The sequence below is a fragment of the Curtobacterium sp. MCBA15_012 genome, assembly GCF_001864935.2.
Lineage (GTDB): Bacteria > Actinomycetota > Actinomycetes > Actinomycetales > Microbacteriaceae > Curtobacterium.
The window spans coordinates 2,677,243-2,695,934 of record NZ_CP126267.1 but is presented as its reverse complement, the minus strand read 5'-3'; the positions used below and the strand labels follow the sequence as shown (position 1 = coordinate 2,695,934).

At 75.6% G+C, this 18,692-nt stretch carries 21 protein-coding genes; 8 read left to right on the top strand and 13 right to left on the bottom strand.

Annotated features, from left to right (window positions below; genetic code table 11):
- Positions 1 to 53 precede the first annotated feature (53 nt).
- Positions 54 to 1,346 carry an amidohydrolase family protein gene (locus QOL15_RS12390; RefSeq protein WP_071247924.1) on the top strand — a complete coding sequence of 431 codons (1,293 nt, stop codon included), beginning with the start codon at positions 54 to 56 and terminating at the stop codon, positions 1,344 to 1,346.
- Between the two features lie 136 nt (positions 1,347 to 1,482).
- On the opposite strand, the gene QOL15_RS12385 is transcribed toward QOL15_RS12390, so the two are convergent.
- The 3 genes from QOL15_RS12385 to QOL15_RS12375 are packed head-to-tail and all read right to left on the bottom strand — an operon-like array spanning position 1,483 to position 6,154.
- Positions 1,483 to 2,493: an XdhC family protein gene (locus QOL15_RS12385; protein ID WP_071247994.1), complete on the bottom strand. Its 1,011-nt coding sequence runs from the start codon at positions 2,491 to 2,493 to the stop codon at positions 1,483 to 1,485.
- Positions 2,493 to 5,312 carry a molybdopterin cofactor-binding domain-containing protein gene (locus QOL15_RS12380; RefSeq protein ID WP_071247927.1) on the bottom strand — a complete coding sequence of 940 codons (2,820 nt, stop codon included), beginning with the start codon at positions 5,310 to 5,312 and terminating at the stop codon, positions 2,493 to 2,495. The genes QOL15_RS12385 and QOL15_RS12380 overlap by 1 nt, the downstream gene beginning before the upstream one ends.
- Positions 5,303 to 6,154 (bottom strand): xanthine dehydrogenase family protein subunit M, encoded by an 852-nt coding sequence (locus QOL15_RS12375; protein WP_071247931.1) that lies wholly within the window; start codon positions 6,152 to 6,154, stop codon positions 5,303 to 5,305. The genes QOL15_RS12380 and QOL15_RS12375 overlap by 10 nt, the downstream gene beginning before the upstream one ends.
- Before the next feature lie 317 nt (positions 6,155 to 6,471).
- Between QOL15_RS12375 and uraD the strand changes: the two genes are divergently transcribed.
- Genes uraD through QOL15_RS12355 form a run of 4 tightly spaced genes read left to right on the top strand, consistent with a single transcriptional unit; the run spans position 6,472 to position 8,950 of the window.
- Positions 6,472 to 6,966 carry a 2-oxo-4-hydroxy-4-carboxy-5-ureidoimidazoline decarboxylase gene (gene uraD / locus QOL15_RS12370; RefSeq protein ID WP_071247934.1) on the top strand — a complete coding sequence of 165 codons (495 nt, stop codon included), beginning with the start codon at positions 6,472 to 6,474 and terminating at the stop codon, positions 6,964 to 6,966.
- Complete coding sequence (gene uraH, locus QOL15_RS12365; protein ID WP_071247937.1) at positions 6,963 to 7,295, top strand: hydroxyisourate hydrolase; 333 nt, start codon at positions 6,963 to 6,965, stop codon at positions 7,293 to 7,295. Before uraD ends, uraH begins: the two co-directional genes overlap by 4 nt.
- A gap of 5 nt (positions 7,296 to 7,300) precedes the next feature.
- Positions 7,301 to 8,314 carry a factor-independent urate hydroxylase gene (gene pucL / locus QOL15_RS12360; RefSeq protein ID WP_083230311.1) on the top strand — a complete coding sequence of 338 codons (1,014 nt, stop codon included), beginning with the start codon at positions 7,301 to 7,303 and terminating at the stop codon, positions 8,312 to 8,314.
- A 24-nt stretch (positions 8,315 to 8,338) separates the two neighbouring features.
- Complete coding sequence (locus QOL15_RS12355) at positions 8,339 to 8,950, top strand: NTP transferase domain-containing protein (RefSeq protein ID WP_254784133.1); 612 nt, start codon at positions 8,339 to 8,341, stop codon at positions 8,948 to 8,950.
- Between the two features lie 143 nt (positions 8,951 to 9,093).
- Here the strand turns inward: QOL15_RS12355 and QOL15_RS12350 are convergent, their stop codons facing one another.
- From QOL15_RS12350 to QOL15_RS12320, 7 genes are all read right to left on the bottom strand, one after another.
- The gene (locus QOL15_RS12350; protein ID WP_071247940.1) at positions 9,094 to 9,288 is read right to left on the bottom strand and encodes a hypothetical protein; all 195 of its coding nucleotides are present in this window, start codon (positions 9,286 to 9,288) and stop codon (positions 9,094 to 9,096) included.
- 12 nt (positions 9,289 to 9,300) lie between these two features.
- Positions 9,301 to 9,669: a signal peptidase I gene (locus QOL15_RS12345; protein WP_254784134.1), complete on the bottom strand. Its 369-nt coding sequence runs from the start codon at positions 9,667 to 9,669 to the stop codon at positions 9,301 to 9,303.
- A gap of 89 nt (positions 9,670 to 9,758) precedes the next feature.
- Complete coding sequence (locus QOL15_RS12340) at positions 9,759 to 10,637, bottom strand: hypothetical protein (RefSeq protein WP_071247946.1); 879 nt, start codon at positions 10,635 to 10,637, stop codon at positions 9,759 to 9,761.
- Positions 10,634 to 11,167 carry a hypothetical protein gene (locus QOL15_RS12335; RefSeq protein WP_083394026.1) on the bottom strand — a complete coding sequence of 178 codons (534 nt, stop codon included), beginning with the start codon at positions 11,165 to 11,167 and terminating at the stop codon, positions 10,634 to 10,636. Before QOL15_RS12335 ends, QOL15_RS12340 begins: the two co-directional genes overlap by 4 nt.
- A 44-nt stretch (positions 11,168 to 11,211) precedes the next feature.
- The gene (locus tag QOL15_RS12330; protein WP_071247949.1) at positions 11,212 to 11,760 is read right to left on the bottom strand and encodes an alternate-type signal peptide domain-containing protein; all 549 of its coding nucleotides are present in this window, start codon (positions 11,758 to 11,760) and stop codon (positions 11,212 to 11,214) included.
- Between the two features lie 491 nt (positions 11,761 to 12,251).
- Entirely contained in the window at positions 12,252 to 12,752 is a 501-nt protein-coding gene (locus tag QOL15_RS12325; protein WP_217640997.1) for a GNAT family N-acetyltransferase, read from the bottom strand.
- Positions 12,753 to 12,754: 2 nt separating this feature from the next.
- Positions 12,755 to 13,306 (bottom strand): TetR/AcrR family transcriptional regulator, encoded by a 552-nt coding sequence (locus QOL15_RS12320; protein ID WP_065963474.1) that lies wholly within the window; start codon positions 13,304 to 13,306, stop codon positions 12,755 to 12,757.
- Positions 13,307 to 13,407: 101 nt separating this feature from the next.
- Between QOL15_RS12320 and QOL15_RS12315 the strand changes: the two genes are divergently transcribed.
- A complete protein-coding gene (locus QOL15_RS12315) occupies positions 13,408 to 14,160 on the top strand; it encodes an NADH(P)-binding protein (protein ID WP_071248006.1) in 753 nt (250 codons plus the stop codon).
- Between the two features lie 43 nt (positions 14,161 to 14,203).
- On the opposite strand, the gene QOL15_RS12310 is transcribed toward QOL15_RS12315, so the two are convergent.
- Positions 14,204 to 14,728, bottom strand: coding sequence for a hypothetical protein (locus QOL15_RS12310; RefSeq protein WP_065963470.1), 525 nt, complete (start codon positions 14,726 to 14,728; stop codon positions 14,204 to 14,206).
- A gap of 157 nt (positions 14,729 to 14,885) precedes the next feature.
- Here QOL15_RS12310 and pnuC point away from each other — a divergent pair, with 157 nt between their 5' ends.
- Both pnuC and QOL15_RS12300 read left to right on the top strand, forming a co-directional pair.
- Positions 14,886 to 15,551: a nicotinamide riboside transporter PnuC gene (gene pnuC / locus QOL15_RS12305; protein WP_065963468.1), complete on the top strand. Its 666-nt coding sequence runs from the start codon at positions 14,886 to 14,888 to the stop codon at positions 15,549 to 15,551.
- A 124-nt stretch (positions 15,552 to 15,675) separates the two neighbouring features.
- A complete protein-coding gene (locus QOL15_RS12300) occupies positions 15,676 to 16,305 on the top strand; it encodes a TetR/AcrR family transcriptional regulator (protein ID WP_065963466.1) in 630 nt (209 codons plus the stop codon).
- Between the two features lie 112 nt (positions 16,306 to 16,417).
- On the opposite strand, the gene QOL15_RS12295 is transcribed toward QOL15_RS12300, so the two are convergent.
- Both QOL15_RS12295 and QOL15_RS12290 read right to left on the bottom strand, forming a co-directional pair.
- Positions 16,418 to 17,728, bottom strand: coding sequence for an ABC transporter permease (locus tag QOL15_RS12295; protein WP_083394027.1), 1,311 nt, complete (start codon positions 17,726 to 17,728; stop codon positions 16,418 to 16,420).
- Entirely contained in the window at positions 17,725 to 18,651 is a 927-nt protein-coding gene (locus QOL15_RS12290) for an ABC transporter ATP-binding protein (RefSeq protein ID WP_071247950.1), read from the bottom strand. The genes QOL15_RS12295 and QOL15_RS12290 overlap by 4 nt, the downstream gene beginning before the upstream one ends.
- Positions 18,652 to 18,692: the final 41 nt, after the last annotated feature.

Here is an 18,692-nt window from a genome sequence, read left to right as displayed (position 1 = left end):
ACGGCCGGTTCCTCCGTCACGCCGCGGAAACAGTCGGCTGCTAGAACCGACGCATGCTGACCGTCACCGGTGCCCGCCGCGTCCTCGTCGACCCCCGCACCGAACGGGAGGGCGACGTGGTCCTCGACGACGGCAGCGACCTCGCGACGACCCTCGACGCCTCGGGCTGCGTCGTCACCGCCGGCCTCGTGAACGCCCACCACCACCTGCTGCAGACCGCCTTCCGCACCCTGCCCGGGACGCGTGCCGTGCCGATGGCGGAGTGGCTCCCGACGATGGCCGGCGCGTACGGCCGGGTGGGGCACGATCCCGAGCTGTACGGACTGGCCGCGTCCGCCGGGGCCGCGGAGGGCCTCCTGTCCGGCGTCACGACGATCGCCGACCACCACCTGAACTGGCCCGCGGACGCGACCACCGACGACACCGTGGCGCTCGCCGCGGCGACGGTCGACGCCGTCCGCGGACTCGGCGGGCGTCTCGTGTTCGTGCGGGGCTCGGCGCGCGACGACCCGGAGCGTCCTGCTGCGTCGGCGGACGCGATCGCCGCGCGGTTGCTGCACGAGCAGGCGGTCGGCGGGGTCGACCCGGACGGGGGCCTGCAGGTGGCCGTGGGCCCGGCCGGTGTGCACTCCGACGGTGAGGCGACCTTCCGGGCGCTCGGCGAGGTCGCCGCCCGGCACGGACTCCGACGGCGGACCCAGGCGAACGAGCAGGTCGACACCGCGATCGCGCTCGAGCGGTACGGGCGGCGGCCGATCGACCTGCTCGAGGAGTGGGGGTGGCTCGCCCCCGACGTCACGATCGCGCACCTGTGCGACGTGACCGCCGACGAGGTCGCACGGCTGGCCGCGGCCGGGGTGTCCGCGACGCACGCACCGGGGTGCGACGTGCCCATGGGGTGGGGGATCGCCCCGGTCGCGGCGCTCGCGGCGGCCGGGGTCCCGGTCGGCCTCGGGACGAGCGGCGGCGGCAGCAACGACGCGGGGCACCTGCTCGCGGACGCACGGCTGGCGATGCAGGTGTCGGCGCTCGTCGGGCCGCAGCTCCCCGCGCGGCAGGTGCTCGGCATGACCACCGAGGGGTCCGCGGCGGGGCTCGGGCGGCCGGAGCTCGGGCACCTCGGCGACGGGACGGCGGGGGACCTGTGCGTGTGGGACGTCTCCGGGGTGGCGGACGCGGGGGTCGCCGACCCGGTCGCGGGGCTGCTCTGGGCGTCCCCGGGGCGGCGCCCGCGGCACGTCGTCGTCGGTGGGCGGGTGGTCGTCCGCGACCACCGGCTCGTGACCGGTGACGAGCGCGAGATCGCGGCGCGGCTGTCGGAACGGCTGGCCCGCACGCCCGTGTGAGGGCGCTCCCCGCGGAGTGGGTCGGTCGCGGGTTCCTCCCCGGGACGGGCGCTGTGGGAGGTGGGAACGGGCGTCCCTGGTCGGACGGGACGACCGGGGACGCCCGGGACGACCGGGTGCGCCCGGCTCCGCCCCGTCAGCCCGCGACGACCGCGTGCCGGTGGATCGGCCCCGCCCCGCCCGCGAGCGCACCGCCCGGGGCACCCCGGCGCACGGCGACCACCTCCGCCATGACCGCGAGCGCCGTCTCGGCCGGGGTCTCCGCCCCGATGTCGAGCCCGATCGGCGACCGCAGCCGCTCGAGGTCCGGCGTCCCGAGCGCGACCAGCTCCGCGAGCCGCCGCTCGTGCGTCGCCCGCGAGCCCATCGCCCCGACGTAGCCGGCGCCGCGGCGGAGCGCCAGGTCGACCACCGCGGCGTCGAACCGGTCGTCGTGCGAGAGCACCACGACGGCGGTCGTGCCGTCAATCGGCAGTCCCGCGAGCACGCGCGTCGGCCACCCCACGATCCGCTCGTCCGCCGCCGGGAAGCGCTCGTCGGTCAGGAACACCGACCGTGGGTCGACGACGGTCACCGCGTAGCCGAGCACCGCCGCCGCGTTCGTCACGGCGACGGCGGTCTCGACCGCGCCGACCACGACGCACCGGGGACGCGCGTCGGCCCGCTCGACGAAGACCCGGCCCCGGCACCCGTCCGGCGCGGTGACGACCGCACCCAGCGAGTCGGGTTCGAGGGAGAGCGCGAGCGACGTCGGCTCGCCCGAGGCCGCCCGCCGCAGGGCGTCGACCACGGGGTCGCCGGGGTCCACGCGGCGGACCAGGACCTCGACCCGGCCGCCGCAGCGGAGCGCCGGCGCCCAGACCGCGTCGGGCCCGGCGGCGTCCGGGGCCTCCGCGTCCGGGTCGGCGTCGAAGCCGAACCGCTCGAGCACCGGCACGCCGTCGTCGAGCACCTGCCCGGCCGTGACGAACAGGGACCCCTCGACGCACCCGCCGGAGATCGTCCCGACGACCCCGCCGCCCGGCAGGACCGCCATCGACGTCCCGACCCCGCTGGGCGCGCTGCCGGACATCGCGACGGCCGTCGCGACGACGACGGGGTCGCCGTGGTCGAGGACGGCCAGGAGGCGCGGTGCCAGTTCGAACATCACGCACCTCCGACGTCGGTCGCGTCCGGCGACGCCTGCTGCACGAGACGCCAGACCCGGTCCCGCGTCATCGGCAGGCGGTACGGCCGGACGCCGAGGGCGTCACGGACGGCGTTCGCGACCGCCGGGGCGACCGGGTTGTAGGGGGCCTCGCTCATCGACTTCGCGCCGAGCGGCCCGAGCGGGTCGTGCGTCGCCGCGAAGAGCACCTCGGTGCGGGGCACGTCGGAGATCTTCGGGACGCGGTACGACCGGAACGCGTCGGTCGTGACCCGGCCCTCGTCGTCGAGCACGACCTCCTCGTACAGGGTCGAGCCGATCGCCTGCGCCGCGCCGCCCTCGACCTGCCCGCGGAGCTGTTCCGGGTTGAGGACCGTCCCGGCGTCGACCGCCTGCGCACTGTGCAGGACGCGGACCTCGCCGGTGGGGCGGTGCACCGCGACCCGGGCGCCGTGCACCGTGAAGGCCAGGGACCGCGGGGTGCCGTCGTGGCTGCCGTGCGCGACGAGGGGCCCCTCGGCCAGGAGCTCGGCGTGCCCGACCACCTGGTCGCCCACCCGCACGCCGTCCGGGAGCACGGCGACCGCCGGGCCGAGCGGGCCGACCGCGGCGCGGGACGTCCGGGCTGCCACGATCGTCAGCGCGCGTGCCGTCATCTGCTCGTGCAGGTCCAGCGCGGCCGCGTACAGCGCCTTGCCCGCGACGACGACGCCGGCCGACCCGAACGCACCGGTGTCGTACCGGGCGGCGTCGGTGTCGGACTGGTGCACGTCGACCCGGTCCGGGGTGGTGCCGAGGGCGGTGGCGACGAGCTGCGTGTGCACGGTCGTCGTGCCGTTGCCGAACTCGGCCGTGCCGACACCGATCCGGTAGCGGCCGTCCGCGGTCGCCTCGACCGAGGCGTGTGCGTGGTGGCCCCGCGGCGGCATCGTGGCGATCGCGGCGAGGGCGACCCCGGTGCCGAACGCCCAGTCGCCGGTGCCGGCCGGTGCCGTGCCGTCCGCTGCCGCGCGGTCGAGCGGCGGCCCGTCCATCGCGGGGACCTCGGGCAGGGGTGCGCGGAGGGCGTCCTCGACCAGGTCGAGGCACTGGTCGAGGCCGTAGCTGCCCTCCCACCGCAGGTCGTCCTCCTCGTCCGGGTCGGTGACGACGAGCGGGTCGCCGGGCACGACCACGTTGCGCCGCCGGAGCTCGAACGGGTCGAGGTCGAGCTCGCGGGCCAGCTCGTCCATCGCCGACTCGATCGCGAACACCACCTGGCCGAGGCCGTACCCGCGGAACGCCCCCGACGGCAGGTTGTTCGTGTAGACCGACTCCGCGTCGACCCGCTTCACCGGGCAGCGGTACACGGCGACGGACTCGCTCACCGAGTGGAACATGACGCCGACGCCGTGGTTGCCGTACGCGCCGGTGTCCATCACCTGGTCCACGTGCATCGCGGTCAGGCGGCCGGAGCGGTCCGCGCCGAGCCGGACGCGCACGCGCATCGGGTGCCGGGTCGGTGCGATCGTGAACTCGTCCCGGCGGCTGAACTCGTACTGCACGGTGCGGCCGGTGCGGAGCACCGCGAGCGTGACGAGGTCCTCGGTGAGCATCTCCTGCTTGCCGCCGAACCCGCCGCCCACCCGCTTCGCGACCACGCGCACCCGTGCCGGGTCGAGACCGAAGACGTGCGCGATCTCGTCCCGCACCAGGAACGGGACCTGCGTGGCGGTCCGCAGCACGAGCCTCCCGTCCCGGTCCAGCGACCCGCGGGTCGCGTGTGTCTCGAGCGCGGCGTGCGAGACGCGACCCGTCGACCACGTGCCGTCGACCGTCGCCGCGGACGCGGCGAGGGCGGCCTCGAGGTCCCCGGTCCCGCCGTGCAGGGCGGCCACGACGTTCCGGTCCGGCTCGGCGATGCGGTGCTCGGCGGTGGTCTTGTCGGCGTGCAGCAGCGGTGCCCCGGGGCGCCGGGCGGCATCGACGTCGTGCACGCTCGGCAGGACCTCGTACGCGACGCGCAGCAGGGCGCACGCCTGCTCGGCGGTCCGGACGCTCTCGGCGACGACGGCCGCGACCCGCTGCCCGCGGAACCGCAGCACCGTGTCGAACACCCGGGTGTCGTCGGGGTCGTCGAGCCGGGACTCGTGCCGCCCGGTGGAGAACAGCACGCCCGGGTCGTCCCGGTGGGTGAGCACGGCGTGCACGCCGGGCAGGGCCTCGGCGGCGCTCGTGTCGATCGCGGTGATGCGGGCGTGCGGGTGCGGGCTGCCGAGGACCGCGAGGTGCAGGAGCGCCTCGGTGCGTCGGACGTCGAGCGTGTACTCCTCGGCACCCGTCACGATGCGCCACGCCGCGGGGGCCGCGACCGACGTCCCGACGGCGTCCCCGGCGCTGGCGCACGCGGTGTTCCGGACCCCGTCGAGGGCGTCCTCGATCGCGCGGTACCCCGTGCAGCGGCAGATGTTGCCCTTGAGCGCCCGGTGCCGGTCGGCGAGCTGGTCGTCGTCGAGCGCCGCGGCCGTGACGACGTACCCGGCCGTGCAGAAGCCGCACTGGAACCCGGGGGCCTCGGCGAAGGCGCGCTGCACGGGGTGCGGGTGCTCCGCCGTGCCGAGGCCCGCCGCCGTCGTCACCGTGGCGTCCGCGAGCCGGTGCGCGGGGGTGATGCAGGCGTGCACGGGGACGCCGTCGAGGAGCACCGTGCAGGCGCCGCAGTCACCCGCGTCGCAGCCCTTCTTCACCGCGGTGACACCGTGTTCGCGCAGGAGCGTGCGGAGGACCTGCCCGGGCTGCGGGGCCACGTCGAGCGTGTGCCCGTCGACCGTCAGCTGCACGACGCCACCCCCTCGGTGCCGCCGGGAGCGGAGGCCCGGGTGTCCGCCGCCGCCTCGTCCCGGAGCTCCTGTGCGGCACGGGTGGCGACGGCGCGGCGCCAGTCCGGCGAACCGTGCGGGTCGTCGTACCAGTCGTCGTGGCCACCGACCGCGGCGTCGACCGCGGCGCTGCTCGGCACGTGGTCCCAGCGGAGCACGAGCGGCCGTGGGGTCGCCGCGGTCACGACGAGGACGAACCCGTCCGCCGTCCACCGCGCCGTGACGAGCGCCCCGGAGCGCCCGTGCGGGCTGAGCGCCACCCGTCGGTACCCGGTGCGGGCGGCGAGGGCCGCGACCGGCACCTCGAACGCGCGGATCACCTCCTGCGGGGCGAGCGCGACGGTGCGCACCCCCGTGACCAGGTCGGCCACGGGGGTGCGTCGCTCCCCGCCGTCGTCCGTCCACACCACGGCGACGGCGTCCAGGGTGGCGAGCAGCGCCGTGATCGCACCGGCGGGCAGGGCGACCGCAACGTTGCCCCCGACGGTCGCGGCGTTCCAGACCTTGAACGACGCGAGCAGGGCGTTCGCGCACCGGTCGACGAGCGGCCACGCGGTCCAGGCCGGGTCCGGCTCGGCGCGGAGCAGGGACGCGATCGTGCAGGTCGCGGCGATCGTCAGGGTGTGCCCGGACCGTTCGAGGTCGGGCCACCCGAGGGCGGTGAGGTCCACCAGGCCGGTCAGCCCGGGTTGCTCCTCGGAGAAGAGCCAGGTGCCACCGGCGAGCGGGCGGTCGCCGGCGGTCAGTCGGAGGTCGGAGCGGTGCGTGGGGGTCCGCACGGCGCGGACGGAGACGAGGTCCAAGGGGTGGTCCGATCGCGAGGGGTCGACGAGGGGCGGGAGCGGGGTCCCGGCCGTCGTCCGTGCGCGATCATCCCGCGGGACCAGGCGGTCGTGGGCACGGCGGTGGTGGTGTTCGCTCGCACGGTCGCCTCCTCGGTGCCGGTCGTGTCGTGGGGTGGGTCCGCCGCGCGGTGTGTCCGCCACGCGGTGTGTCGTCACCGTACGGAACGGGTGTTTCAGCGGTGTGACGGGCCCGCGACGAACGGCGACCGGGCCGGGCGACGAGTGGTGACCTGCCGGAGACCTCCCCGAAACACGGCGGTGCGACGCTTCGGGACATGGAGATCACCGAGTTCGACGCCCTCGACGACGCGGCCGCACGTGCGGTCGTCGCGGCGTGGGCGCCGGTCCCGCGCTGGGTCGGTGCCGTCGTCGCCGGCCGACCGTACGGCGCCGTGTCGGCGCTCGCCGACGCCGCCGACGCCGCCGCCCGCACCTGGACCGACGACGAGGTCGCCGCGGCCCTGGCCGACCACCCCCGCATCGGCGAGCGCCCGACCGGGACGGACGCCGCCGCCGAGGCCGCCCGCACCGAGCAGGCTGCCTCGGCGGACCGGGACGACGCCACGACCGCGGCGCTCCGGACCGGCAACGCGGCGTACGAGGAACGCTTCGGCCGGGTGTTCCTCGTCCGTGCCGCCGGCCGGACGGCGCCCGAGGTCCTCGCCGAGCTCGACCGGCGGCTCGGGAACGACGACGTCACCGAACGCGCGGAGGTCGCCGACGCCCTCCGGGACATCGCCATGCTCCGACTCGGGAGGACCGTCGCGTGAGCCACCTCAGCACCCACGTGCTCGACACCACGCACGGCCGTCCCGCCGCGGGCATCGCCGTGACCCTCCGCGACGCCGGGCACGTCGTCGTCGCGGCGGGCACCACCGACGCCGACGGCCGGGTCGCCGACCTCGGGCCGGACCGCCTGGCGCCGGGGGAGTGGACGCTGTCGTTCGCCACCGGCGCCTACTGGTCGGCCCTCGGCACGGCGGCGTTCCACCCGCGCGTCGACGTCGTCGTCACCGTCCGCGAGGACCCGGCGGACGGGCACCTGCACGTCCCGCTGCTCCTCAGCCCGTTCGCCTACTCCACCTACCGAGGGAGCTGACCCCCATGACCGACACCACCACCAGCACCGTGCCGACCGCCACCGCCCCGGCGGACCCCGACGCGGTGCCGGCCGGCCCCGACGCCGCGTCCGCCGCCGCCACCACGGCGACGACGGTGCACCTCGGCGCCAACCAGTACGGCAAGGCCGAGGTCCGGCTCGTCCGGGTCACCCGCGACACCCCGCGGCACACCATCGAGGACCTGACGGTCACGACCCAGCTCCGCGGCGAGGCCCTCGCCGACTCGTACACCGACGGCGACAACGCGAAGGTCGTCGCCACGGACACCCAGAAGAACACCGTGTACGCCTTCGCCCGCGAGCACGGCGTGCACAGCCCGGAGGAGTTCCTGCTCCGCCTCGGCCGCCACTTCACCACGGCGTTCGACTGGTACGACGGCGCGACGCTCTCCGCCGAGCAGCACGCCTGGGAACGCATCGTCGTGGACGGTGCCGAGCACGACCACGCGTTCGTCCGCGCCGGTCGGGGGACCCGGACGGCCGTCGTCCAGGTCGATGGCGAGGACGTTCACGTCCTGGCCGGTGTGACGGACCTGACGGTGCTCAAGTCGACCGGCAGCGAGTTCCACGGGTTCCCGCGCGACGGCTACACGACCCTGGCGGAGACCGACGACCGGATCCTCGCGACCTCGGTGACCGCGCGGTGGCGGTACACGCCCGAGGCCGTCGCCGCCGGGATCGACTACGACGCCCGGTACGCGGGCGTGCTCGACGAGATGCTCGCGGTGTTCGCCGACCTGCACTCCCTCGCCCTGCAGCAGACGCTGTTCGCGATGGGCCGCGCCGCGATCGAGGCCTTCCCGGAAATCGCCGAGGTGCGGTTCGCGATGCCGAACAAGCACCACTTCCTCGTCGACCTGGCCCCGTTCGGGCTCGAGAACCCGGGTGAGGTGTTCTTCGCGGCAGACCGCCCCTACGGCCTCATCGCCGGGACGGTCGTCCGCGACGGCGTGGCCGAGGCACCGGCCGCCTGGGCGACGGTCCCCGGCTTCGTGTGAGCCCGGACGCGGACGGCTGACCCCGTGACCGGCGGGCACGTGGCGGGGCTCCTCCTCGCCGCGGGTGCCGGGTCCCGGATGGGGACCCCGAAGGCGCTCGTCCGCTCGGCGGACGGCAGGCCCTGGGTCGAGCGCGCGGTGACGACGCTCGTCGACGGCGGGTGCGACGAGGTGGTCGTCGTGCTCGGCTGCGCCGCCCACGAGGCACGGGTCCTGGTCCCGCGGTGGGCCGTCGTCCGCACCGTGGTCGCGCCGGACTGGGCGACGGGGGTGAGCGCGTCGCTCGCGACCGGCCTCGACGTGCTCTCCGCCGCCCCGGCGTCGCGCGGTGCGGCGACGGCCCTGGTCTCCCTCGTCGACCTCCCGGACCTGCCCCCAGCCGCGGTGGACCGCGTGGTCGGCGACGCCGGAGGTCGTCCCGACGCCGTGCGCCGCGCGGCCTTCGGTGGCCGACCCGGTCACCCGGTGCTCCTCGGTCGCGCGCACTGGTCCGGTCTGCTCGCGGCGCTCCGCGCGTCCGCGGGGTCGGCCGCCGTGGCGGACCGCGGGGCCGGGCCGTACCTGGCCGCCGTCGGAGCCGAGCCGGTCGACTGCGGTGACCTCTGGGACGGACGCGACCACGACCTCCCGTCCTGACCGTCCCGACCCAGCCGGGAGGCGCGGTGCCGGTCCGTCGGACCGCTCGCCGTCCCGTCGGCCGGGGCCGGGAGGCGCCGTGCCGGTCCGTCTGATCGGTCGCCGTGCCGTCGGCGCGGCCCGGGAGGCGCGGTGCCGGCCGGTCAGGCCGGCAGCCGCCGCGACGTGTCGCCGTCGGTCGCGCGTCGCCGGCCGCGCCGCCGTCCGGGCCGACGTCGCCGGACCTCCGCCACCACTCCCGAGACGACCTGCACCAGGCCGTACGCGATCAGGACCACGGCCGCCGTGGGCAGGAGCCAGCCGCGCTCGCGGTTCACGGCCTGGCTCGCCCACCCCACGCCGGGCACGCTCTACCAGACGACGCCCCGCACCTGCGCGCCGAGGACGGGCGGGTCCGCCTCGGCGTTGGCGTCGCCGCGGACCGTGAACGTCCGGCTGCCGTCCGTCGCCGTCGTGACCGCCACCACCCGGTGACTGGTCACGGCGGGGTCGCCCGACACGGGCTGGTAGGTGACGACGTCACCCACCCGGACGTCCGCGAGCGGGGTCGGCCGCACCACGAGCAGCGTCCCCGGCGGCAGGGTCGGCTCCATCGACCGGGTCAGGACCGTGAGCGGGACGGACCCGGTCACCCTCGGCACGACGACCACCGCGACGGCGAGCGCCGCGGTGACCAGGAGGATGCCGACGGACAGTCCGGTCCCGACGGCACGGAGCACCGCCCGCCATCCGGTCCGACGCGGGGACCGACCTCCGGTCGCGCGGCGGATCGGTGGTCGACCGTCCGCCGTCCGGATCCGGAGCGACGTCACGACCCGCACCGGATCCGCGGCCCGTCGTCCCGCTGGAACAACGTGACCGTCCCGCTCGCCACGACGGTGTCGGTCGGCTGTCGGGCGGAGTCGAGGACCCGGACCACCACCGTCTGCGTGCCGCTCGTCGCGACCGGACGCACCTGCTCCGGCGCGATCGTGGTGAAGCCGGAGTAGCCCTGCGCGACGGCGCCCACCATGGTGCCCTGGACGAACGCGCCGTACCAGGTGTCCATCGGGCGGTCGGCAGTGGGCCACGTGACCGTCACGTAGTTGTCGTTGTCGCTCGTGCACCCCATCGCCGGGACCGCCGCCGCCGTCGTCAGGGTGAAGGTGCCCCGGGCCGGTGCGGACCGCCAGGACCCCGTGGTCGTGGTGAGCGTGAGGACGACGTCCGCCCGGCTCGACGCGGGGGCGTCCGGTCGTGGGGTGCTCCGGGTGCACCACACGGCGCTCGACCGGGCGCCGAGCGACGACGACATGCTCGGCAGCGCCGCCCAGGTCCCCGACACCGACCCGGCACCGACGGCGGCGGCGTCCGTGCAGGCCGCCGCCGAGGACACCGGCCACGCGACGACGTCGACGGCCGCGGCGAGGGCGGCCGTCGTCCCGGACGCGGTCGACACCGTGGTGGCCGTGGTGCCCGCGAGGGTGCCGGCGTTCGTCAGCGTCACCGGCCGGGTGGTCGGGGTGGAGCCGGACGACGCGACGCTCATCGCGTCGGTGCCGCTGATGCCGGCGACGAGCGTGCCGACCGTGGTCCGCGAGCTCGTCGCGCCGCTCGCGGTCCAGAGCGCCCAGGCGGCGGACGGACCCACGACGACGAGGACCACGCCGAGGACCACCGCGACGACGGTGCGGAGCCGGGCGGTCACGGGGCGACCTGCGTGCCGGTGACGGTCAGCGTGAAGTCGGTGACGGCCCCGGTCACGCTCTGCGGGGCGTCACCCGCCAGGGCGACCTCGACGCAGGCCGTGCTGCTCGCGCCCGGGGACACCGTGAGGAGACCGCTCCCGGTGTCGAACGTGCCGAGGGCACCGCTCGTGCCGCGGAGCCCCGCCCGACACGCACGGGACGACGTGACCGGTGCCAGGGTCACCCGTTGCGCACCGAGCACGACGGCGGCGGTGGTGCCGGCCGACGAGACCCGCGACGCGGTCGTCGCGACCCGGATCGCGAGCGGGACGGTGCCGGTGTTGCGGACCGCGAAGGACCCGACGGTGCTCGATCCCGGGCCGAGCACCGTCGCACCCGTCGCCGACAGCTGCGAGACGGTGAGGGTCGCGGTGCCGGACCGCACGGTCGCACCCGCCGTGCCAGCCGAGTCGGTGAGCAGGGCGTACGTCCCGCCGGTCCCGGCCAGCGCCGCGGCGACCCCGGCCACGAGGACCAGGGTCGCGCCCACCGGTCTCCCGTGCCGGGGGCGTGCGCGGTGTCGACCGGTCACGGTCAGACGGTGACGGGTCGCTGCTTCAGGGTGAAGGCGAGCCCGCCGACGTCGAGCGTGCCGCCCTGGCCCGTCGTCGCCGACTCGGGCAGCGCGATCGTGAAGACCACCTGCACGGTCGCCGTGCCGCTCGTCGGCCGGACCTCGAACGTGCCCGGGGATGTCTCCGTGATCGACGTGCTCGACGACGTCACCGACAGGGTCTTCGTCGTCGCGGCGAGCAGGTCGGCGTCCCCGGTGATGCTCTGCGGCGCGTACGTCAGGTCGGCGACGAGGTCGTTCCCGGTCGCGTCGATCGCGAGCGTCTGCGTGAACCGGTAGGTGTTGCCCGGGACCATGAGGACCTGCGCGGGGTCGATCGACGCCGACCGCCCCTTCGTGACGTCGGTCCAGGCGCCGGCGTCGGCGGTGCGCAACGAGAGGGTCCCGGAACTGATCCGCCCGGCCGCCGTCGAGGCGTCCGCGTTCCAGAGGGCGAAGGTGCCGGCACCGCCCAGGAGGAGGGCGACGCCGACCGCGCCGGCGATGGTGCCGGTGACGAGCTTGTGCATGTTCGATCCGTTTCCGCGCAGCGTGCAGCGCTCCAGCCCGCGCACGGGTGTCGGGTCGGGTGCGCGGGGACTCGTGCCTTCCGTCGCGCTGTGGGAGGCGGGACGCGGCTGGCCGGTGCCAGGCCGTCCGACGGGGCTCCGGAGCGCAGGGACGCTCGGGCGTGTCGGGACGTGCCAGGGCCGAACGTACCGGTCTGTCCCCGGTTCGTCCGGAAGAACATGCACATGCATCCACCCCAGAACGGGGCACAGTCGTTGTCGGTGACATGGCCGACAGCGGTGTACCCCGGCAGCAGGGCGGTGTGGGACGCCGTCGCCGGAGCGCATCGCGGCGTGGTGCACCGCCCGCCTGGTCGAGTCGGCACTCTGGTCGGTGTCCCGGTGTCCCGGTGTCCCGGTGTCCCGGTGTCCCGGGGTGCGCACGACGACGGCGCGGACGCGGTGTCCCGTGCAGCGCTGACGGTGCGGCTCGTCGACCCAGCGGGCGACCCTCAGTCGTTGCCCGCGGTGTCCACCAGGGTCTTGCGGTACCAGCGGTCGGAGTACGGGTCGTCGCTGAACGCAGCCACCTGCTCGTAGCCCGCACGCTCGTACATCGCGCACGCCTCGACGAGCTCGGCCCGGGTGTCCAGTCGGATCGTCGTGGTCCCACGGTCCCGGCAGACCCGTTCGACGGCGGCCACGAGCGCGCGACCCGTGCCGTGCCCGCGGTGTCCCGGCAGGGTGAAGACCTTCGTCAGCTCGGCGACGTCGCCGAGGAACCGCGCTCCGGCGCAGCCCACGGCCCGGTCGTCGTCGACCGCCACGAGCAGCACACCGGAGTCGCCGTGGAGGTCGGCCGCTGGTTCCTCGACGAGTGCACGGTCGACCTCGTCCACCGTGGCCGGGCGCCCGTACCACCGCGACGCGACGTCCTCGAGGTAGGTGCGCACGATCGCCACCGCGAGCGGCGACGCCGGGTCGACCGCGCGGATCCGGGGTCCGTCGTGCACGGTCACCGCCGGGGGAGCCCCGCCACGAACGCGGCGACGACCGCCCGGGCGTCCACGGGGGCGACGTCGGCGACCCGGTAGAGCAGCAGTGCGTCGACGAGTCCCACGAGGTCGACGGCTCGTCGGTCGACGTCCGCCGCGCCGACGGCCACCAGGAGGGTGCGCGCGACCGCGACCAGTGCCTCCCGGGCGGGGTCGTCGCCGGTCAGCGTGGTGCGGAGGTCGTCGTCCCGCAGGTCCACGAGCAGGGCGAGCCGTGCTGCCTGGGCGTCGGCGCGAGCCGCCAGGCGGTCGAGGAACCCGAGGGCGATCGCCACGACCGCGTCGTCGTCGGGGACCGGCGGGAGCACCAGGTCGGAGAGGTCGACGGCGAGCTGGTCGGTGATCCGGTCGACGACCAGCGCGGTGAGGTCGCGACGGGTGGAGGCGTAGTACGAGGTCGACCCCGGTGGCACCGCGGCCTCCTGGTCGACGGCACGGTGGGTCAGTGCGCGACTGCCGCCGCGGGCGGCGAGCCGGATGCCGGCGTCCGCGAGCTCCTCACGGCGTCCCATGCGCGTCCCTCCTCGTCGGTCTCATCGTAGGGTCCTCTACACGTGTAGTGTCCTCTACGGATGTAGTGGACATCCGACCGGAGTGCGACGAGGGGAACGCGATGCGCGCAGTGGTGATCGGCGGGGGCGGGTCCGGACGAGCGATCGAGCGGGCGATCGCCGCCCGGGGTTGGGAGGTCGTGCGGCGCTCCCGGTCGACCGGGTTCGACGTGCTGCGGGACGACGTCGCCGCGCTCCTCGAGGGTGCGGACGCGGTGGTCGAGGCGGCCGGGCGTGCCACCACGAGCAGGCGGGTCGCGACGGACTTCTCCACCCGCTCGACCCGCGCGGTCGGTACTGCCGCGGCCCGGACCGGTGCGCACCACGTGCTCCTCTCGATCCACGGGTGCGAGCGACCGGCCGTCCAGGGGTACGGGTACTTCGCGGGGAAGGCGGCGCAGGAGGCGGCTGCCGCCCGCACCGGCTCCCGCCTGACGGTCGTGCGGTCGACGCAGTGGTTCGAGTTCGCCGCACAGAACGCCGGGCGGCTGCGCGTCGGGCCGGTCGCGCTCGTGCCGGGCATGACGATCGCACCGGTCGCCCTCGACGCGGTGGCGGGCGTGCTGGCCGACGTCGTCACGGGTGTCCTCGCGGATCCCCGGGTCGACGTCGCCGGGCCGGACGTCACCACGCTCTGGGCCCTGACGCGCGCGGTGCGACCGGCTGGGGTGCTGCCGGTGCCGTTCCGGATCCCCGGGTCGCTCGGCGCGGCGTTCCGCGGCGGAGCGCTCCTCCCGGACGAGACCGCCGAGGTGGTCGGGCCGTCCGTCGCCGAGTGGATCGCCGTGCCCGGCCGGGTCGGGAACCGTGCCTGACACCGAGCCGACCCCGCGCTGGGCGACGGGTGGAGGAGGCGGCTCAGTCGGTCGCGCCCCGCGGCGGCTCGACGAGCAGCCCGACGCGGTCCCGCAGGTAGGCGTCGAGCGGCACCGTCCCGGCCGCCGGGGACCACCGCACGACGGGCTCGTCGTCGACGACCGCGAGCACGCCGTCACCGTCGACGAGGGACCGGTCGAGGGGGATCGGCACCGCCCCGTGGTTGACCGTGTCGCCCTCGGGGAAGTGCCCCTTCGCGGCGGCGGCCCGGTAGGCGCGGCGCACCTCCGCCGAGACCGACACGAACTGCGACCGCCCCGGGTCGGTGACGCGGGTGATGCGCCCCGTGGCCCAGACCCGGCCGGCGGTCTCGTCGGTCGAGCCGAGCAGCAGCGCGCCGACGCGCCACACCCGACCGAGCGACCGGATCGTCGGCTCGCGGCGGATGCCGAGCACGGCGCGCGGCTCGACGTACTCGCCCAGGGCCTCGTCCTGGACGGCCGCGGCGCGCAGGCGGACGGCCGCCTCGTCGAGCAGGTCCCGCGCCCGTTGCACCCCGTCCGTCACGTCGCCCGAGCCTAGACCGGGACGCCCACGCGGGGCCGGGCGACCGTGGACGGCGACGCCCGGCGCAGGTCCGGACCGGGGCGTCACACGGGGTCGCGGCAGCCCGGAATGCGCGGTGACCCCCTACCGTTGGCCTGTCCGGAGACGAGGAGGGCCCGTGGGCATCGTGCGGTGGCTGTTCGACGCGCAGCTCGTGATCGGCGACCAGACCGTGCTGTGGCGCGAGGTGATCGGCAACCTGTTCGGGCTGGCGAGCGCCCTCGGCGGCATGCGGCGCCGGGTCTGGGCGTGGCCGGTCGGCATCCTCGGCAACGCCCTGCTCTTCACGGTCTTCATGGGGGCGCTGTTCGACACCCCGAACCCGGTGAACCTGCTCGGCCAGGCCGGGCGCCAGGTGATGTTCATCGTCGTGAGCGTCTACGGCTGGTACCGGTGGACGCACCGCGCGGACGAGGCGACGACCGTCGTCGAGCCGAGGTGGGCCTCCTGGCAGACCCGCGGCCTGCTGGTCCTCGCGCTGGTGGGCGGCACCGCGGTCCTGACCCCCGTGTTCCGCGCCCTCGGCTCGTACGAGCCGGTGTGGAGCGACGCGTGGATCTTCGTCGGCTCGCTGCTCGCCACCTACGGGATGGCGAAGGGGTGGGTCGAGTTCTGGCTGGTCTGGGTGGCCGTCGACCTGGTCGGGGTGCCGCTGCTGTTCTCGGCGGGGTACTACGCGTCCGGGCTGATGTACGTCTTCTACGGCGCGTTCACCCTGACCGGCTTCTTCGTGTGGATGCGGCAGCGCGTCCGCCCGTCGGCCGCACCCGTGACGCTCGGCTGACGAGGCGGCGGGCGAGCCCGGCCGGCCGGCCCGGCCCGGCACACCGGCCTCGCCGGGCCGACCTGGCGACTGGCCCCCGCTCGGGGTCGCGACAGCCGGCGCCCGGATGCGGTGGACTGTCCCCATGGACGACCTGCAGGCGACGCCCGTCGACGACGGCGTCCTCGCCGACCGCGTCGTCCGGAGCGCGATCCGCGCCTACCGGCTGTACCCGTTCGACCAGGTCGACACCGCGGCGGTCGCCGACACGTGCGGGGTGACCGTCGAGGACGTCCGACGCGTCTTCCCGAGCTGGGACGCCCTGCTCCTGGTGACGTACGACCGTTGGGTGCAGCTGCGCGGCACCGGTCGGTCGCAGCCGGCCGCGTGCACCGTCGACCACGTGCGGCGCTCGCTCGCCGAGGACGTGGCCGACCCGGGGCTCGTGCGGCTGCTGGCCGGCGTCGTCAACCTGGCGTCGTCGGAGTGCGACTTCGGCGAGCTGTTCCGCGCCCGCTTCGACGAGTACGTCGGCGAGGTCGCGCACGGCCTCGAGTTCGACGTCGTCCGCGGGATCGAGCAGCTCGGCATCCCGGCGCACCAGGCGGCGACGCAGCTCATCGCGGTCTACCAGGGGCTCCAGGTGCAGATGCTCGTGCGGCCCTACCTCGACGTGCTCGTCGAGTTCGACCGGATGATCCGCACCGTCCGCGCCGGGTGGCGCGAGCAGGAGCCGGCACCCTGGGACCTCGACGCGGCCCCCGTCCTGGGCTGAACCCGTCCTGGGCTGATCGGCGACCGGGGTCGCCGCCTGGCACCCGGCGCCCGACTCCCGGCGCCCGAGCACCGGCACCCGACCACCGGGACGCTCCCCGGTGTGGGCCGGCCTACCGGCCTCGCCGCCCCGGCCGCATCGCGAGCACCTGCCGCAGCGTCACCTTCGACCCGTACTGCGCGACCGAGTGCCGGAACAGGTGCTCGGCGGCCCACAGCAGCACGGCCGCCACGACGAACACCTCGACGACGGCCCCGACCGACTCGGCGACCGACAGCGTCCCGACCGCGTTCCGCACCATCGCGGTGATCGGCGTGAACGTCGGGAACCACGTGAAGAACGCCGCCACCGGGGACGTCGGGGTGGTCGCCACGAAGAACGCGGCGTAGAGCGGCACGACGAGCGCGAAGATCGCCGCGGACTGCAGCGTCGAGGCGTCCTTGATCGAGGGGACCGCGGCACCGACGGCGACGAAGAGCCCGGACGCGAGCAGCACGCCACCGACGAGCAGCAGCGCGCCCACCACCATCCGCCACGGGTCGACCGTGAGCCCGCCGAGCCGCGGCGCGACGAGGGGGAGCGCGACGAGGGCGACGACGAGCCCGGGGACGACGACGACCCCGACCTGCACCAGGCCGACGAGGAGCATCGCCACGACCTTGCCGCGGATGAGCTGTCCGGCGGTCACGGTGGTCAGGACCATCTCGGAGATCCGGTTCTCCTTCTCCTCGACCACCACCGTCACCATGCGGGTGGCGAGCAGGACGACGAGTCCGAAGAACGCCACGACGTAGAGGAACGGCGGCACGATCGACAGCCACCCGGGGGCCTCCCGGCCGTCCGACCAGGTCGTGAGCTCGGTGTCCGGCGGCGAGCGGAGGAGCGAGACGGCCTCGGGGTCGTCGACCGATGCGGCCACGCTCCGTTCGAGCACCTTCTCGGCGAGGGTCGCGTACCCGCCGTTCTCGAACAGGCCGCGATCGGCGCCCTGCAGGCGGATCGGCGCCGACGAGGGCGTGCGGGGGTACTCGACGAACAGGTCCAGCGTCCCGGCGCGCACGGCGGCGCGGTCGGCGGCCGGGTCCTCGGAGGGGGAGCCGCCCCACTCCGCGGCCACCGACGCCGACACGAGCCCGGAGTGGTCGACGTAGTGGAACGGGGTCCGCGCGGCCGCTGCGCTCGACGACGCCGAGTCCGTCCCGGCCGCCTGGCCCACCCCGACGAGCAGCGACACGACCACGACGACGAGCGGCAGGGCCAGCGTGCCGATCCAGAACGCGGGCTTCCGCACGGCTCGCACGAACTCGAACCGGACCACCGTGCGGAGCACACCGGCGCGACCGCCGCCCCGGCCGCTTCCCGGCGACCCGCGCATCCCGTCCGCCGCGCGCGCGTCCACGGCCCGGCGTCCTGCCCGGCTCATGCCGACGCCTCCGCCTCGGTGCCGGCCCCGTGTCCGTACACCTGCACGAAGACCTCATCGAGGGGGACCCGCCGCATCGCGAAGCCCGTCACGTGCGCACCCGCGGCGACGAGCGCGGCGAGCACGTCGGAGCCGTCGGGTGCGGCTGCGGCGGTCGGTGCGAGGTGCGCGACGTGGCCCTCGTGCCGGACCAGCCGGTACAGCGGGGACGGCGGGACGGGCCCGTCGAGCGCGACCTCGGCGACCGCGCCGCCGAAGGCGTCCTGCACGTCCGGCACGGATCCGTACGCGGCGGCCCGTCCGTCCTTGAGGAGCAGGATCCGGTCGCACAGCCGCTCGACCTCGTCCATGTGGTGGGTCACCAGCACGACGGTCGCGCCGTCCGCCTTCCGCTCGTCGACCAGGTCGAGGAGGAGCCGGCGGTTCACCGGGTCGAGGCCCTTCGTCGGTTCGTCGAGCACGAGGAGCCGCGGGCGGTCCATGATCGTGATGCCGAGCTGCACCTTCTGCTGCTGACCGCCGGAGAGCCGGTCGACGCGGACCTTCGCCCGGTCGCCGAGGTCGACGCGCTCGAGGAACCCGGTGCTCCACGCGGTCGCCTCGGCCCGCCCGAGCCCGCGCAGGACGCCGAAGTACGTCATCACGTCGAGCACCGACTCCTTCCGGTACAGGCCGCGCTCCTCGGGCAGGTACCCGACGCCGCCGGTCGCCGGTCGGAAGGGCTGGCCGTCGATCGTCAGCGTCCCGCTCGTGGGCGTGGTGATGCCGAGCAACGCCCGGATCGTCGTGGTCTTGCCGGAGCCGTTGCTGCCGAGCAGCCCGAAGGTCTCGCCCGGCGCGACCGCGAAGGTCAGGCCGTCCACCACCGTCCGGTCCCCGAACCGCACGACCAGGTCCCGCACGTCGATGGCAGCGCCGCTCATGCCGCGAGCCTAGCCGGGCACCACCGACGCGCCACGGCATG